The 14,294-nt window shown below is 69.2% G+C and carries 14 protein-coding genes; 10 read left to right on the top strand and 4 right to left on the bottom strand.

The features are described 5' to 3' along the window. Positions 1–54: 54 nt before the first annotated feature. The 6 genes from ACWH49_RS10945 to ACWH49_RS10920 all read left to right on the top strand — a co-directional run bounded on the left by ACWH49_RS10945 (position 55) and on the right by ACWH49_RS10920 (position 6,403). Positions 55–921: a branched-chain amino acid ABC transporter permease gene (locus ACWH49_RS10945; RefSeq protein ID WP_448171490.1), complete on the top strand. Its 867-nt coding sequence runs from the start codon at positions 55–57 to the stop codon at positions 919–921. Further along, positions 918–2,669, top strand: coding sequence for a branched-chain amino acid ABC transporter ATP-binding protein/permease (locus ACWH49_RS10940; protein WP_448171489.1), 1,752 nt, complete (start codon positions 918–920; stop codon positions 2,667–2,669). The genes ACWH49_RS10945 and ACWH49_RS10940 overlap by 4 nt, the downstream gene beginning before the upstream one ends. Beyond that, a complete protein-coding gene (locus ACWH49_RS10935) occupies positions 2,662–3,366 on the top strand; it encodes an ABC transporter ATP-binding protein (protein ID WP_448171488.1) in 705 nt (234 codons plus the stop codon). The genes ACWH49_RS10940 and ACWH49_RS10935 overlap by 8 nt, the downstream gene beginning before the upstream one ends. 12 nt (positions 3,367–3,378) lie before the next feature. After that, positions 3,379–4,404: a uroporphyrinogen decarboxylase family protein gene (locus ACWH49_RS10930; RefSeq protein ID WP_448171487.1), complete on the top strand. Its 1,026-nt coding sequence runs from the start codon at positions 3,379–3,381 to the stop codon at positions 4,402–4,404. Between the two features lie 6 nt (positions 4,405–4,410). Beyond that, entirely contained in the window at positions 4,411–4,719 is a 309-nt protein-coding gene (locus ACWH49_RS10925) for a YciI family protein (protein ID WP_448171486.1), read from the top strand. A gap of 88 nt (positions 4,720–4,807) precedes the next feature. Continuing rightward, positions 4,808–6,403: an amidohydrolase family protein gene (locus ACWH49_RS10920; RefSeq protein ID WP_448171485.1), complete on the top strand. Its 1,596-nt coding sequence runs from the start codon at positions 4,808–4,810 to the stop codon at positions 6,401–6,403. Positions 6,404–6,442: 39 nt separating this feature from the next. On the opposite strand, the gene ACWH49_RS10915 is transcribed toward ACWH49_RS10920, so the two are convergent. Further along, positions 6,443–7,366: a LysR substrate-binding domain-containing protein gene (locus ACWH49_RS10915; RefSeq protein ID WP_448171484.1), complete on the bottom strand. Its 924-nt coding sequence runs from the start codon at positions 7,364–7,366 to the stop codon at positions 6,443–6,445. A gap of 21 nt (positions 7,367–7,387) precedes the next feature. Next, positions 7,388–9,442 (bottom strand): ATP-dependent DNA helicase RecG, encoded by a 2,055-nt coding sequence (recG, locus tag ACWH49_RS10910; protein ID WP_448171483.1) that lies wholly within the window; start codon positions 9,440–9,442, stop codon positions 7,388–7,390. Between the two features lie 57 nt (positions 9,443–9,499). Between recG and queA the strand changes: the two genes are divergently transcribed. Both queA and tgt read left to right on the top strand, forming a co-directional pair. Further along, positions 9,500–10,594, top strand: a complete 1,095-nt coding sequence (gene queA, locus ACWH49_RS10905; protein ID WP_448171482.1) for a tRNA preQ1(34) S-adenosylmethionine ribosyltransferase-isomerase QueA — start codon at positions 9,500–9,502, stop codon at positions 10,592–10,594. Next, on the top strand, positions 10,581–11,708 hold the full coding sequence (gene tgt / locus ACWH49_RS10900) for a tRNA guanosine(34) transglycosylase Tgt (RefSeq protein ID WP_448171481.1): 1,128 nt from the start codon (positions 10,581–10,583) through the stop codon (positions 11,706–11,708). Before queA ends, tgt begins: the two co-directional genes overlap by 14 nt. A gap of 155 nt (positions 11,709–11,863) precedes the next feature. Here the strand turns inward: tgt and ACWH49_RS10895 are convergent, their stop codons facing one another. Then, positions 11,864–12,061: an AbrB/MazE/SpoVT family DNA-binding domain-containing protein gene (locus tag ACWH49_RS10895; RefSeq protein WP_448171480.1), complete on the bottom strand. Its 198-nt coding sequence runs from the start codon at positions 12,059–12,061 to the stop codon at positions 11,864–11,866. Positions 12,062–12,185: 124 nt separating this feature from the next. Between ACWH49_RS10895 and ACWH49_RS10890 the strand changes: the two genes are divergently transcribed. Together ACWH49_RS10890 and ACWH49_RS10885 are read left to right on the top strand one after the other, a co-directional pair. After that, complete coding sequence (locus ACWH49_RS10890) at positions 12,186–12,611, top strand: CBS domain-containing protein (protein ID WP_448171479.1); 426 nt, start codon at positions 12,186–12,188, stop codon at positions 12,609–12,611. 7 nt (positions 12,612–12,618) lie between these two features. Next, a complete protein-coding gene (locus ACWH49_RS10885) occupies positions 12,619–13,554 on the top strand; it encodes a YihY/virulence factor BrkB family protein (RefSeq protein ID WP_448171478.1) in 936 nt (311 codons plus the stop codon). Between the two features lie 14 nt (positions 13,555–13,568). Here ACWH49_RS10885 and ACWH49_RS10880 read toward each other — a convergent pair whose 3' ends face one another. Next, on the bottom strand, positions 13,569–14,249 hold the full coding sequence (locus ACWH49_RS10880) for a CAAX prenyl protease-related protein (RefSeq protein ID WP_448171477.1): 681 nt from the start codon (positions 14,247–14,249) through the stop codon (positions 13,569–13,571). Between the last annotated feature and the right edge of the window lie 45 nt (positions 14,250–14,294).

Here is a 14,294-nt window from a genome sequence, read left to right as displayed (position 1 = left end):
CCCGCGGGGGCGCTCAGCCTCCTTGGGGCGGCCCGGCGCCGGCTGAGGCCCAGCATGGGCTTCACGCTGCCCAGCGTCTCGCTGCTGTCGCAAAGCATCCTGTCGGGCATCTTCGTCGGTGGGCTGTACGGCTTGATGGGCCTGGGCCTCAGCCTGAGCTGGGGCCTGCTGCGGCTGATCAACCTGGCGCACTTCGCGTTCGCGTTCCTGGCGGCGTACCTGTGCCTGCAGCTGACGACGACGATGCACATCGATCCGCTGCTGACGATGCTGGTGATCGCGCCGGCGTTCTTCGCGCTGGGCGGGGCGCTGCATTGGGTGATGGCACGCTTCAAGGTCACGCCGTTCAACTCGCTGCTGCTGACCTTCGGCCTGGTCGGCATCATCGAGGCGATCATCCAGACGATCTGGACCGCGGACTTCCGCAAGCTCGAATCGCACTACGGCGAGATGAAGTTCAAGGTCGGCGGGCTGTTCGTGCCGGTGCCCGAGCTGATCACGCTGGTGCTGGCCGTCGGCATCTCGGTCGCCGCCTGGGCGGTGCTGCGCTACACCGACCTCGGCAAGGCGATGCGCGCCGCGGCCGAGGACGCGCCGATCGCCTCGGCGTTCGGCGTCAACCAGCAACGCAACGCGCTGCTGCTGGCCGGAACCTGCGCGGCGCTCGCGAGCATCGCCGGCGTCTGCCTGGCGCTGAGCTTCACGCTCGCGCCGTCGCAGATCTATGCCTGGATCGGCGTGGTGTTCGCCGCCGTGATGCTGGGCGGCCTGGCGCGCCCGCTCGGCCCGCTGATCGCCGGCACCGTGATCGGCGTCAGCGAGGCGATCACGATGGCGGTGACCGCGCCGTCGTGGGCACCGATCGTGTCGTTCACGCTCCTGATCGTGATCCTGGTGCTGCGTCCGGGACGGGCCGCATGAAGCGCACCCCGCTCGTCATCGTCGCGGCCGCGATCGCGCTGGCCTTCGTGCCGCAGCTCGGCCTGCCGGCGTTCTACGACTCGCTGCTGTACCTGATGCTGCACTGGATCGTGCTCGCGACGTCGTGGAACATCCTGTCCGGCTACACCGGCTACTTCTCGTTCGGCCACGGCGCGTTCTTCGGCGCGGGCCTGTACACCACCAGCACGATGCTCGCGCGCTACGACTGGCCGTTCCTGTGGACGCTGCCGATCGCCGCGCTCGTCGCGGCGGTGCTGGGCGTCGCGCTCGGCGCGGTGGTGTTCCGGGTCAAGGGCGTGCGCGGCGAACTGTTCGCGCTGCTGACGCTGGCGATCACGTTCGTGATCGGCACGATCGTCGTCAACACGCCGCTGGACGGCGGCAACGGCGTGTCGCTCAGCGCGGTGCCGATCCCGAAGATCGGGCCGACGGCCTCGTCGACCTTCTACCTGCTGGCGCTGGCCGCCGCCACCGCGACGCTGCTGATCGCCTGGGCGATCTACGTCTCGAAGTTCGGCGCCGGCCTGTTCGCGATTCACGACGACGAGGACGCCGCCGAAGTGATGGGCGTGCCGACCTACCGCTACAAGCTGCTGGCGCTGGCGATCTCGTGTGCGCTGGCCGGCGTGGCCGGCGGCATCCATGCCCTGTTCCTGTCGTACGTGACGGTCGGCGAGGTGTTCACGATCGCGGTGCCGCTGACCGTCGTGCTGATGAGCGTGCTCGGCGGCACGCGCCACTGGGCCGGGCCGGCCATCGGCGCGATCGCGATCACCGCGCTGCTCTACAGCTTCACCGCGGCCGACCACGCGATCGCCGGCAAGGCCATGGTCGGCGTCATCCTGATCGCGGCGATCCTGTTCATGCCGGACGGCATCCTCTCGCGGCTGCAGAAGCTGTTCGCGCGGCGTACGGCCGCGGTCCCGGTCGCGGCACACGGCACCCCGGCGCCCGCACCCGTCGACGCACCGATCGCGCGCTCCGCCGGTGTCGCACCCGGCGAGGTGCTGCTGCGGGTGCGCGGCCTGAAGAAGTCGTTCAAGGGCGTGCATGCGCTGACCGGCGTCGACGTGGACGTGCGCCGCGGCGAGATCCTCGGCCTGCTGGGGCCGAACGGTTCGGGCAAGTCGACCTTCATCAACGTCGTCACCGGCCACTACACGCCGACCGCCGGGCAGATCGTGTTCGAGGGTCGCAACCTGACCGGCCGCGCCGCACACGAGATCGCGGCGTCGGGCATCGCCCGCACGTACCAGATCCCGCGGCCGTTCGCGCACCTGAGCGTGCTCGACAACGTGGCGCTCGCGACGATGTTCGGCGGCGCGGTGCACGACGTGGCCGCCGCGCGCCGACAGGCGTTGACCTGGCTCGACTTCACCGGCCTGATTGAGAAGGCCGCAGCGCGCCCCGACGACCTGAACCTGCACCAGCGAAAGTTCCTCGAGCTCGCCCGGGCGCTCGCGTCGCGGCCGCGCCTGGTGCTGCTCGACGAGGTGCTGTGCGGCCTGACGCCGAGCGAGATCGACGACGCGGTCGCGCTGATCCGGCGCATCCGCGACCAGGGCTCGACGATCGTGTTCGTCGAGCACGTGATGCGCGCGGTGATGGCGCTGACCGACCGGATCGTCGTGTTCAACCACGGCGACCTGCTGGCCGAGGGCAGCGCGACCGACGTGATGCAGCGCCCGGAGGTGATGACCGCGTACCTGGGGACGGCCCATGCTTGAAGTCCGCGACCTGCAGGTGGCGTACGGCGCCGCGCGCGCGCTGTGGGGCGTCTCGCTCGACGTGCGCGCCGGCGAGCTGCTGTGCGTGGTCGGCCCGAACGGCGCCGGCAAGACGACGCTGATCAACACGCTGGCCGGCATCCTGCGCGCCAACGCCGGGCGGCTCGTGTTCGAGGGCCGCGACATCACGCAGCTCGCGCCGCACCGCTTCTGCGAGGCCGGCATCGCGGTCGTGCCGGAGGGCCGGCGGCTGTTCACCGGGATGAGCGTGCTCGAGAACCTGGAGCTCGGCAGCTACCTGCCCGCCGCGAAGGCACATCGGCAGGAGTCGCTCGATTCGGTGCTCGAGTTGTTCCCCGCCCTGAAGGCCAAACTGACCAGCGCCGCTGGCGAACTCTCGGGCGGCCAGCAGCAGATGGTCGCGATCGCGCGAGCGCTGATGGCGCGGCCGCGGCTGCTGCTGCTCGACGAACCGTCGCTCGGCCTGTCGCCGCTGATCGTGCACGACATGTTCGCCGCCATCCGCCGCATCAACGCGGCCGGCATGTCGGTGTTGATGGTCGAGCAGAACGTCGTGATGGCGATGCAGGTCTCGACCCGCGCCTACGTGCTCGAGGAGGGCCGCATCGTCGCCGAGGGCGAGCCCGACGAGTTGCTCGCCCGCCCTGAAATTCAACGCGCCTACCTCGGCGTCTGAAAGGACCCACCCATGCTGTTCCCCACCACGATCGTCGGCAGCTTCCCGCAGCCCGAATGGCTCATCGACCGCGCCAAGCTGGCTGGCCGCTTCCCGCCACGCACGCGGGCCAAGGAACTGTGGCGCATCCCGCCGCAGTACCTGGAGCAGGCGCAGGACGACGCGACGCTGATCGCGATCCGCGCCCAGGAAGCGGCGGGCCTGGACATCGTCAGCGACGGCGAGATCCGCCGCGAGAGCTACTCGAACCGCTTCGCGACCGCGCTCGAGGGCGTGGATCTCGACAACCCCGGCACCGCGCTCGACCGCTCCGGTCACCCGAATCCGGTGCCGCGCATCGTCGGCAAGATCCGCCGCATGCACGCGGTCGAGGTCGACGACCTGAAGTTCCTCCGCGCCAACACCGACCGCATGGTGAAGATCACCGTGCCCGGCCCGTTCACGATGCTGCAGCAGGCGCAGAACGACTTCTACAAGACCGAAGAGGAAGCGGCGATGGACTACGCCGCCGCCGTCAACGCCGAGATCCGCGACCTGTTCGCGGCCGGCGCCGACGTGGTGCAGATCGACGAGCCCTACATGCAGGCGCGGCCCGAAAAGGCGCGCCAGTACGGCCTGGCGGCGCTGAACCGCGCGCTCGACGGCATCACCGGCACGACCGCCGTCCACATCTGCTTCGGCTACGCCGCGATCATCCACGAGCGGCCGAGCGGCTATTCCTTCCTGCCCGAGCTGGCCGGCTGCAGCTGCAAGCAGATCTCGCTCGAGACCGCGCAGTCGCACCTCGATTGCTCGGCCCTGGCCGCGCTCGACGGCAAGCGGCTGATGGTCGGCTGCATCGACCTGTCGGACCCGCAAGTCGAGTCGGTCGCGACGATCGTCGAGCGCATCGAGCGCGCGCTGCCGTTTGTTGCGCCCGAGAACGTGATCCTTGCCCCCGATTGCGGCATGAAGTACCTGCCGCGCGAGACCGCCGTCGGCAAGCTGCGCGCGATGGTCGAGGCCGCGAAGGTGCTGAGGCAGCGGCACGGCGGCTGAGCGGCGATGCTGTTCGCGTTCCACCTCGTCGATCGCGCCGATGCCGGCGACCTGCGCGCGCGCGTGCGGCCCGAGCACAAGGCCTACCTCGCGCAAGTGGCGGACCGCATCGCGTTCGCCGGGCCGCTGACCGGCGACGACGGGCAGACGATGCTGGGCAGCCTGCTGGTGATCGACTTCGCCGACCGGCCCGCGGCGCTCGCGTGGCTGTCCCGCGAGCCGTTCACCGTCGCCGGCCTCTACGGCCAGACGCAGGTGCACGCCTTCCAGAACCTGTGGCCGCAGCGCACCGGGTTCGTCGCCCCACCGAACTGAGGAGATTCTTTCAACCCAGCACTGCGCAAGCAGCACACCAAACAACGGGTCATGGCTGGGCGTGACTCACCTTTGAGGAGACAACGCCATGTGCAGACTCTGTGACGAAGGGAAACCCCAGAACCATTACTTCGGCTCGCGACGAGGATTCTTCAAGGCCGCCGCGGCCACCGGCGTCGCGGCCACCGCGTTCGACCTGCTTGCCGCCGGCCCGGCCGCCGCCCATGAGGACAAGGCGCCGGACGACAGCGGCCAGCATGGCAGGCGCTACGTGATCCGCGGCGGCGCGGTGATGTCGATGGACCCGAAGGTCGGCGATTTCGCGCAGGCCGACGTGCTCGTCGAAGGCAAGAAGATCGTCGCCGTCGGCCGCAGCCTGCATGCCGGCGGCGCGGCCGAGATCGATGCGCGCGGCCGCATCGTGATGCCGGGCTTCATCGACACCCACCATCACCTGTTCGAGACCGCGCTGCGCAGCTTCCTGGCCGACGGCATCCTGATCAACGACGGCTCGGGCACGCGCAGCGCCGACCCGACCTACTTCGAATACATCCTGCTGAAGTTCGCGCCGCTCTACCGCCCGCAGGACGTCTACATCAACCAGCTGTTCGGCTCGCTGAGCCAGCTCGACGCGGGCGTGACGACGGTGCACGACATCTCGCAGATCCACCACTCGCCGCAGCACTCGGACGCCGCGATCAAGGGCGTGATGGACTCCGGGCGGCGCAGCGTGTTCGGCTACTTCGAGAGCGCCGGCGCCGCGATCCTCGGCACCAACCCGGGCAACAAGTACCCGGACGACGCGATCCGCATCAAGAAGCAGTGGTTCTCGTCCAGCGACCAGCTGATGACGATGATCATGGGCGGCGAGCTGTACCTGCCGGCCTACGAGAAGGCCTGGAAGATCGGGCGCGAACTGGGGCTGCAGGTGGCCGCCCACGTGCTCTCGCCGTTCGGCATCCGCCCGACCCTGGACCTGCTCGCGCAGGGCAAGGGCGGCGACAGCGGCACGCTCGGCCTCGGGCCGGACAACCTGTTCGTGCACATGACCGGCATGTCCGACCTGGGCTGGCAGCGGGTCAAGGAGGTCGGTGCGCAGGTCTCGCTGGCGGTGCCGATCGAGATGAACATGCGCCACGGCATGCCGCCGATCCTGAAGATGCAAAGCCTGGGCATCGAACCGTCGTTGAGCACGGACGTGGAGTGCACGCTGACGGCGGACTTCTTCACCCAGATGCGCTCGACGATGAACGTGCAGCGCGCGCTGGTGAACCAGATGGTGCTGGAGCAGGGCGCCCTGACGCCGCCGACCCAGTACCCGACGCCCGCCGCCGGCGTGCCGCCGCTGCTGACGACCCGCGACGTGCTGCGCTACGCGACGATGAACGGCGCGAAGGGCCTGCGGCTGGACAAGAAGGTCGGCTCGCTGACGCCGGGCAAGGAGGCCGACATCATCATCCTCGACGCCAGCGCGATCAACGTCGCGCCGCTCAACAGCGTGCCCGGCGCCGTGGTCTCGCTGATGGAGCGCTCCAACGTCGAGACCGTGATCGTCGCCGGCAAGGTGCGCAAGTGGAAAGGGCGCCTGCTCGACACCAACCTGTCGCGCCTGCGCACGCAGCTCGAGGACTCGCGCGACTACCTGTTCAGCGCCGCCGGCATCGCGCAGGACGTGTTCCGCTGATCCGTCGCGGCCCGCGCATCCGCGCGGGCCGCCCGTCGGTCACGACAACCGCTTCACGCCTTCGAGCGGACACGCGTAGATCGCGTTGCGCAGCGCCGCGATCGCCTCGTACCGGGTGAAGGTGCGGCGCCACGCGAGCACCACGCGGCGCGTCGGCACCGGCTTGGTGAACGGGATGTAGACGATGTGCGGCTGCTTGTCCTTCGGCACGCTCAGTTGCGGCACGACGGTCACGCCCATGCCCGAGGCGACCATGTACTTGATCGTCTCGAGCGACGAGCCTTCGAAGCTCTTTCGGATGCCCTCCGCCTCGCTGCTCGCGAAGCGCGCGTACTCGGGGCAGACCTCGAGCACGTGATCGCGAAAGCAGTGGCCGGTGCCCAGCAGCAGCATCGTCTCGTCCTTCAGCTCGTCGGTGCTCAGGCTCTTGCGCTTGGCGAGCGGGTGCAGCTTGGGCACCGCGGCCATGAACGGCTCGTCGTACAGCGGCGCGACGGCCAGGCCGGTGTCGGGAAAGGGCTCGGCCATGATCGCGCAGTCGAGCTCGCCGTTGCGCAGCATCTCGAGCAGCTTGGCGGTGAAGTTCTCCTGCAGCATCAACGGCATCTGCGGCACGCGCTCGATCGCCTGCTTCACCAGGTCGGGCAGCAGGTACGGGCCGATCGTGTAGATCACGCCCAGACGCAGCGGGCCGCTCACGGGATCCTTGCCGCGCTGCGCGATCTCCTTGATCGCGGCGGCCTGCTCGATCACCATTTGCGCCTGGCGCACGATCTCCGCGCCCAGCGGCGTGACGGTCACCTCGTTGGCGCCGCGCTCGAAGATCTTCACGTCGAGCTCTTCCTCGAGCTTCTTGATCGAGACGCTGAGCGTGGGTTGCGACACGAAGCACGCTTCGGCGGCGCGCCCGAAATGGTGTTCGCGGGCCACGGCGACGATGTAGCGCAGTTCGGTGAGCGTCATGGCCGCGATTCTGTGGGCAATTCAGGCCTTCAGGTAGTCGGAGCGACCGCCGAGCCAGCGGTTCACGTGCGCAAGCGCGACCTGCGGGTGGCGGTCCAGCAGCAGCGTGGCAGCGTCGCGTGCGAGATGGACCAGCGCCTCGTCCTCGGCCAGGTCGGCGAAGCGCAACAGCGGCGCGCCCGACTGGCGCGCGCCGAGAAACTCGCCCGGGCCACGGATGTCGAGGTCGCGGCGCGCGATCTCGAAGCCATCGCCGGTTTCCAGCATCGCCTTCAGCCGCGCCTTGCCGGTGTCCGACAGCGGCGCGGTGTAGAGCAGCACGCACACGCTGGCCACCGTGCCGCGGCCGACGCGCCCGCGCAGCTGGTGCAGCTGCGACAGGCCGAAGCGCTCGGCGTGCTCGATCACCATCAGCGAGGCGTTGGGCACGTCGACACCGACCTCGATCACCGTCGTCGAGACCAGCACCGCCATCTCGCCCGCCGTGAACAGCGCCATCACGGCGGCCTTCTCGCTCGCCTTCATGCGCCCGTGCAGCAAACCCACCATCCGCCCCGGCAAGGCCGCGGTGAGGTGCGCGTGGGTCTCGGTCGCATTCTGGAGGTCCAGCGTCTCGCTCTCCTCGATCAGCGGGCAGACCCAGTAGACCTGCTGGCCCTGCGCGACCGCGTCGCGGATGCGGCCAATCACCGCCTCGCGCTTGTCGTCGGCGAACAGCTTGGTGACGACCGGCGTGCGGCCCGGCGGCAGCTCGTCGATCGTGCTCACGTCAAGGTCGGCGAACAGCGTCATCGCCAGCGTGCGCGGAATCGGCGTGGCGCTCATCATCAGCGTGTGCGGCTCGATCTGGTTCGAGCGCAGCTTCTCGCGCAACGCCAGCCGCTGCTGGACGCCGAACCGATGCTGCTCGTCGATGATCGCCAGGCCCAGTTTCGCGAACTGCACCTGCTCCTGGATCACCGCATGCGTGCCGACGACCAGCATGGCCTCGCCGGACGCGACCTGCGCGAGCATCGCCGCGCGCCCCTTGCCCTTGCGGCTGCCGGTCAGCCAGGCGACCGTGATGCCCAGCGGCTCGAGCCAGCCGACGAGCTTGCGCAGGTGCTGCTCGGCGAGGATCTCGGTCGGCGCCATCAGCGCGCACTGCCAGCCGTCATGGATCGCGATCGCAGCCGCGAGTGCGGCGACCACGGTCTTGCCGGAGCCCACATCGCCCTGCAGCAGCCGGTGCATCGGCACCGCGCGCTGCAGATCGTGCGCGATCTCGTCGACGACGCGGCGCTGCGCCTTCGTCAGCGCGAACGGCAGCGCGGCCAGCAGCCGTTCCTGCAGCCCGCCGCCGCGCACGCGGAACGGCGGCGCGCGCTGCAATTCGCGCTCGCGCTTGGCCTGCAGCTGAGAGAGCTGCTGCGCCAGCAGCTCCTCGAACTTCAGCCGCTGCCATGCCGGGTGGCTGCGATCCTCCAGCGTCGCGAGGCCGACGTTCGGCGCCGGGTGGTGCAGGAACAGCAGCGCTTCGCGCAAGCTCATCATGCCGGCCGGCACCGCCTCGGACGGCAGCAGCTCGGACAGATCGGCCCGTGCCAAGTTGGCATCCATCGCCTTGCGCAGGTAGGCCTGCGGCAGCTGCGCGCTGGTCGGGTAGACCGGCGTCAGTGCGGTTGCGAGCGGCGCGCCCTCGGCCACGGCCTTGAAGGTGGGGTGGACCATTTCCAGCCCGAAGAAACCGCCGCGCGCCTCGCCGCGCACGCGCACGCGCGCGCCCACCGCGAGCGCCTTCTGGTGCGACGGGTAGAAGTGCAGGAAGCGCAGCACCAGGTCGTCGCTGCCGTCGTGCAGGCGCACGACGAGCTGGCGCCGGCCGCGGATCTGCACCTCGCACGATGCGACGACGCCTTCGACCTGGCCGACGCTGCCGTCGCGCAGGCTGGCGATCCGCACCAGCCGGGTCTCGTCCTCGTAGCGCATCGGCAGGTGCAGCGCGAAGTCGATCGGGCGCACCAGGCCGAGCTTTTCCAGTGCGCGTTGCGGGCCGGACTTGTCCTTGGCGGCAGGAGAAGCGGGCACGGCGGGCATGGGAGAATTCTGCCCTTCTTCTTCCAGTTGGCACGGGCCGGTCCAGCCCTCAACCGCATGACGCCTACCTATTCGCTGAGCGACTTCGATTTCGCTCTGCCCTCCGAACTGATCGCCCAGCAACCGGCCGCCGAGCGCAGCGCTTCGCGGCTGCTCGACGGCACCGGAGCCGCGCCGGTCGACCGCGTGTTCCGCGAGCTGCCGGCGCTGCTGCGCGCCGGCGACCTGCTGGTCTTCAACGACACCCGCGTGATCAAGGCGCGGCTGCTCGGCCTCAAGGCCAGCGGCGGTGCGGTCGAGGCCCTGGTCGAGCGCGTGCTGCCGGGCCATGAGGTGCTGATGCACCTGCGCGCGAGCAAGTCGCCGAAGGCGGGCAGCACGGTGCGCTTCACGGGCACCGACGGCCAGCACGCGTTCGACGCCGAGGTGCTGGGCCGCGCGGGGCCGCACGAGTCGCTGTTCCACCTGCGCTTCCCTGCCGACCCGCTCGCACTGCTGGCCGCCCACGGCCACGTGCCGCTGCCGCCCTACATCACGCACGCGGACACCGCGGAAGACGAGCGCCGCTACCAGACCGTGTTCGCGACCAAACCGGGCGCGGTGGCGGCGCCGACCGCCGCGCTGCATTTCGACGAAGCGCTGCTGGCCGAACTCGCCCATCGTGGCGTCGCGACCGCCGGCGTCACGCTGCATGTCGGCGCCGGCACCTTCCAGCCGGTGCGCACCGAGAACCTCGCGGAGCACACGATGCACAGCGAATGGTTCGACGTGCCGCAGCCGACCGTCGACGCGATCGCGCGCACCCGCGCCGCGGGCGGGCGCATCGTCGCGGTCGGCACGACGACGCTGCGTGCGCTCGAATCCGCCGCCGCTTTTTCCGGTCATTGCGGCGTGCTCGAAGCCGGCGCGCGCGACACCGACATCTTCATCACGCCGGGCTTCGCGTTCCGCGTCGTCGACGTGCTGATCACCAACTTCCACCTGCCGAAGAGCACGCTGATGATGCTGGTCAGCGCGTTCGCGGGCTTCGATCGCATCCGTGCGCTGTATGCCCACGCGATCCGCGAGCAGTACCGCTTCTTCAGCTATGGCGACGCGATGCTGATCGCACGCACGCCGCACCACCCCGGGATCGACCATGCTGACCTTTGACCTGCTGAAGACCGAGGGCCACGCGCGCCGCGGCCGGCTGACCCTCAACCACGGTGTCGTCGAGACGCCGGTGTTCATGCCGGTGGGCACCTACGGCACGGTCAAGGGCGTGATGCCGGCGTCGCTCGAGGCGATGGGCGCGCAGATCATCCTCGGCAACACCTTCCACCTGTGGCTGCGGCCCGGGCTCGACGTGCTGAAGCAGTTCGGCGGCCTGCATCGCTTCGAGGCGTGGAGCAAACCGATCCTGACCGACAGCGGCGGCTTCCAGGTCTGGTCGCTCGGCGAGATGCGCAAGATCAGCGAGGAGGGCGTGAAGTTCGCGTCGCCGGTCAACGGCGACAAGCTGTTCCTGACGCCAGAGATCAGCATGCAGATCCAGCGCGTGCTGAACAGCGACATCGTGATGCAGTTCGACGAGTGCACGCCCTACGAGACCAAGGGCCACCTCACGACCGAGCGCGAGGCGCGCGTCTCGATGGAACTGAGCCTGCGCTGGGCGGCCCGCTGCCTGGCCGAGCACGCGCGGCTCGAGAACCCGAACGCGCTGTTCGGCATCGTGCAGGGCGGGATGTTCGAGAACCTGCGCGAGGAGTCGCTCGCCCAGCTGGTCGAGCTCGACCTGCCGGGCTACGCCATCGGCGGCGTCAGCGTCGGCGAACCCAAGCCGCTGATGCAGCGCATCGTCGCGCACACGCCGCACCGGTTGCCGGCGCACAAGCCGCGCTACCTGATGGGCGTGGGCACGCCGGAGGACCTGGTCGAGGGTGTCGAAGGCGGCGTCGACATGTTCGACTGCGTGATGCCGACGCGCAATGCGCGCAACGGCCACCTGTTCACCCGCTTCGGCGACCTGAAGATCCGCAACGCGCGCCACAAGACGGACGAGTCGCCGCCGGACATGACCTGCACGTGCCACACCTGCGCGAACTTCTCGCGCGCCTACCTGCACCACCTCGACCGCTGCAACGAGATGCTCGGGCCGATGCTGGCGAGCATCCACAACCTGCACTACTACGTGAACCTGATGCGCGAAGTACGTGAGGCGCTCGACGCGGGCGAGTTCGCGGCGTTCGCGAAGCGGTTCCGGGAGGACCGGGCGCGGGGGGTGTAGCGGTTCAGTCCTTCACGCTGTTGGCGCGCACCCATTCCGCGAATTCCAGTTCACTCGACTCCCCCCCGTCGAGCCACCGTGCTCGGCGAGTTGCTCCTCGTGCACCGCGTGGATGACCGAAGGATCGATCCAGATCCACGGGTCGTTGGCCGGATTCACTTCGCCAGCTCGTGGAGCACGTTGCGGCGCTTGCGCATGATCGCGCGCGCCGCCTTCATCTGCGCCTCGAAGGTCGGATCGTGCGGCGTGATGCGCAGGCCTTCGGCGCTGTCGGTCAGGTAGATCAGGTCGCCCTTCTCCACCTTCAGCTGCGCCAGCACCTCTTTCGGCAGGATCACGCCGACCCGACGCAAGCGGCCTCGTCGGAGATTTCTTACGCGGCGGGCGCCCGTCCCCCGATATCTCGCACGCAACGCGGCGCCTAGTCTCATCGAACCAGCCGAACGCCCCGTTCGCCGCATCCCCAGGGACACCGACATGGCCACCATCAACGACATCATGACCCGCGAGGTCACGACCATCCAGTTGACCGACAACCTGCAGACCGCCGCACAGCAGATGCGCGACCTCGACGTGGGCGTCCTTCCGGTCTGCGACGGCGAGACGCTGGTCGGCATGGTGACCGACCGCGACATCGCGGTGCGCGGTGTCGCCGCCGGTCTCGCGCCCGGTGACGCGTTGGTCTCGGACGTGATGACCGACGAAGTACATTCGTGCAGCGCGACCGACACCGTCGACACCGCGATGAAGCTGATGGGCGACGCGCAAGTGCGCCGCCTCGCGGTGGTCGACCCGAACGGCAGGATCATCGGTATCGTCGCGCTGGGCGACCTGGCCACGCGCCAGAGCGCACCCACCGATGAAGCCCTTCGAGAGATCTCCGAGAACGACGCGCAGGTCTAGGCGCGCCATGGCGCACTTGGCGGCCGAGGGCAAGCCGCCGCGCGGTCGCGTCGCGCTCTTTCGCGAACGCGTCCTCGGTCCCCAGTTCACGACGGTTTTGCAGCACCCCGGCGCATTCGCGTGGAACACGCTGAAGGCGTTCCGCAAGAACCAGGGCCTGCTGCTGGCCGGCGCGGTCGCGTACTACGCGTTGTTGTCGATCGTGCCGCTGTTGATCCTCACCGTGATCGCGCTGTCGCACTTCGTCGACCAGGCGGCGCTGCTGCAGACGCTCGCGCGGTACCTCGAATGGCTGGTGCCCGGGCAATCGCGCGCGGTGATCGCGGAACTGTCGAACTTCCTCGCCCACCGCGAGCTGATCGGCGGGGTGCTGGTCGTCACGATGATCTTCTTCAGCACGCTGGCGTTCACGGTGCTGGAGAGCGCGATGACGGTGATCTTCCTGCACCGGCTGGTCGTGCGGCGCCGACATTTCCTGGCCTCGGCGGTCCTGCCGTATCTCTACATCCTGTCGCTGGGCATCGGGCTCCTGCTGGTCACGCTCGTGGCCGGCAGCTTGCAGGCGATCGGCCAGGCGAACGTCGAGCTGTTCGGCCGCGCCTGGTCGCTGCACGGCGTGTCCGGCGCATTGCTGTACCTGCTCGGCGTGGCCGGCGAGATCTTCGTGCTGACGTCGGTGTACCTCGTGATGCCGGTCGGGCGGCTGCGGGTCAGCCACGCGCTGATCGGCGGCGTCACGGCGGCGGTGCTGTGGGAGATCACGCGCCACGTGCTCGTCTGGTACTTCGCGACGCTGTCGCAGGTCAGCGTCGTCTATGGCTCGATGACGACGGCGATCGTCGTGCTGCTCAGCCTGGAGATCGCGGCGACCCTGCTGCTGCTCGGCGCACAGGTGATTTCCGAGTACGAGCGGCTCGGCCGCACGGCCGCGAAGCCGGCGTGAGCTTCAGCGCGCGTTCACCAGAACGCCCACTGCCGCGTCGCCAGCACCCAGATGCCGAGCGCGCCGTTGGTGACGGCATGCGCGATGACCGGCACCCACAGCTTGCCCGTACGCACGTACAGCAGCGCGTACGCCAGACCGGCGACGATCGCCGCCAGCCACAGCGTGTGCGCCAGCACGAACACGAACGTCGACAGCACGATCGCCTTCAGCGCCACCTGCTGCGGCACGACCGATTCGAACTGCGGGCTCTGAATCCAGCGCATCAGGAACGAGCGCCAGAACAGCTCCTCCATCAACGGAACGATCAGCGCGGCACCGATCCAGCGGACGATCACCAGCGGCCAGATCAACGCGCCTTGGGCATCGATCGGCAGGAAGGTCGCCGAGGGGCTGCCGATCGTCATCCACGGGGCGTCGAGGTGAATCCACAGCCCGAACACGACCAACCCGGCTGCGACCCCCAGCGCCAGTTCGGTCAAGTTGGGCCAGGTCTGCGCGACCAGCTCACCGTATTCGCGCCAGAAGTACGCGAGCAGCCCGCCGACCACGAGCACGGTGAGGCCGTAGATCCAGCGCGGGTCGATGCCCCACGAGCCGTCGACCGGCACCGCGCCGCGCGCGGCCAGCAGCAGCATGAATGCCGCGAACGGAAGGATGCGCGCGACAGCGGCGCGGCTCAACTGCAAGGCCATTCTTGTTCGACTCCCCGGGCGGCAAAAGCCGCAGAGGATGCCAGA

Source organism: Rhizobacter fulvus (assembly GCF_964020785.1).
Note: the sequence above shows the minus strand (reverse complement) of the source record. Positions and strands in the feature narration are given on the sequence as shown.